Origin of the sequence: Candidatus Kurthia intestinigallinarum (assembly GCF_003991225.1) — a bacterium.
Lineage (GTDB): Bacteria > Bacillota > Bacilli > Bacillales_A > Planococcaceae > Kurthia > Kurthia populi.
Genome location: NZ_JTFC01000107.1, coordinates 1 through 1,643, shown reverse-complemented (window position 1 = coordinate 1,643; position 1,643 = coordinate 1). Strand labels below are relative to the sequence as shown.

Genomic DNA, 1,643 nt, shown 5'->3' with positions numbered 1-1,643 from the left:
TTGAATTAACGAATCATGTAAATTCCTTGCCATTCGTTGACGTTCGTTTTGCTTCGTTAATGCTTCAATCCGTTTATTCGCCAGCTGCAATTGCCGATTTTCTACTTCCTTTTGATTAAACGTCGCAAAGCCTAATAAAATAAACAACATGGAAATAACAAAGATGAAAATTGCATAATCATATTTCTCTTGCCCGTATAAAATGGATAACATAAAAATAACCGACCCAATATACAACACTAAAAAGGCAACAAATCGTTTCGCACTGTTATATAAATAAAAAGACTGTGCTACTAATGTGCCTCCGTACACAATCAATAGAATAATACCAAAATCACTAACAAGCATCGCAACGCCAAATATAATGACGAGCTGAACGATTAAATAAAACGTACTAAACCGCTTAAATAACCAACTGCCCATCCAGTGAAGTACGCTAAATAAAACTGAGCCTAAAATAAACAACACAATATTACTAGTTGGTGCATCATTTACTGAAATTAAAATGGTTAAAATAAGTGTGATAAGTACATGAGCTATCGTAAACGGCATTTTTAAAACCGATGTATTATAATTAAGCACTTCAAAATGATCTTGTACTTTCACCTGCTCACCCTTTCTAAATCTTCCGCATTCGAATAAATACAACATACTCTATCCCTATTCGTTCATCAACTGACGTTTGGGCATTTAATAAAAGCCGTTATTAAAATAAAGAAGCAGATGAAGATCCGGTCTTTCACCTACTTTCCTATCATACATATCTCTAAATATCTATCTTTCAAAAATATTAGAGATTACTACTTTATCATGCTCCAATACCCCATCATATAATACTTATACGAGGGGGTAATTGTTTCTAGATTGCCTTCTAAAATATCACAGCTACGGTCATCATAAACATGTGGCCTCGTCATAAAAATACGATTTACTGACGCTACCCTCATATATTGAAGCACTGGAATAAATGTTTAAACTATATTCTCTATGCTATATTAAACACAAGGATTTACGAAAGGATGTTTAATATGGCTAAAAGTGTAGTATTAGCAGAAAAGCCTTCAGTAGCACGCGATATTGCGAATGTGCTGAAGTGGTATGGCAACACTTTTGGACAACTTTTATAAGGGTGCTCTTAAAGCATAAGGGGCGTACAAGTTGCTTGACATGGAGCCTCTATGGGCATGACTCCTTGCGCCAGAAAGCCAGCAATATCAGGCTGGCTTAGCCAAACGAGGCTATCATGCCCATTGCTCCACGTAAAGCTCTTCTCCGTTGATAGACTTAGAATTTGCCCTCTATACTCTATAAAGTGTGTCCAACTAAATGTAGCCTATCCATTTCTACATTATGAAGAGTTCAATTATTTCTGTTTCAGTTGATTTAGCAACACTTCAGCCCCTTTAGGAGAAAGGGTGATGTGATTAAATAATGTGAAGTTATCTGGCGTAATTTCTCCTGTTACTATGCAAGCAGCTTGTGGCGCATACTTTCGTAAAATAATTTCCTCGCCATCAATGAAAATTTCAACAGGGTCTTTTTCGTTGATTTCAAGCGTTCTGCGTAGCTCCATTGGGATAACGATACGCCCTAATTCATCGACTTTGCGTACGATGCCAGTTGATTTCATGGTCGTGTCCTCC

2 protein-coding genes are annotated in these 1,643 nt (G+C 36.6%); both read right to left on the bottom strand.

What is annotated here, in order from left to right; genetic code table 11:
• A partial coding sequence (locus tag QI30_RS18960) for a hypothetical protein (protein WP_148113893.1) occupies window positions 1-606 on the bottom strand: 606 nt, incomplete at its 3' end.
• A gap of 757 nt (window positions 607-1,363) precedes the next feature.
• Window positions 1,364-1,630: an AbrB/MazE/SpoVT family DNA-binding domain-containing protein gene (locus QI30_RS18950; RefSeq protein WP_126992088.1), complete on the bottom strand. Its 267-nt coding sequence runs from the start codon at window positions 1,628-1,630 to the stop codon at window positions 1,364-1,366.
• Between the last annotated feature and the right edge of the window lie 13 nt (window positions 1,631-1,643).

What these genes read in the sequence shown, in the direction of transcription:
- QI30_RS18950 (WP_126992088.1), bottom strand. Translation starts at nt 1,630, where the DNA reads ATGAAATCAACTGGCATCGTACGCAAAGTCGATGAATTAGGGCGTATC.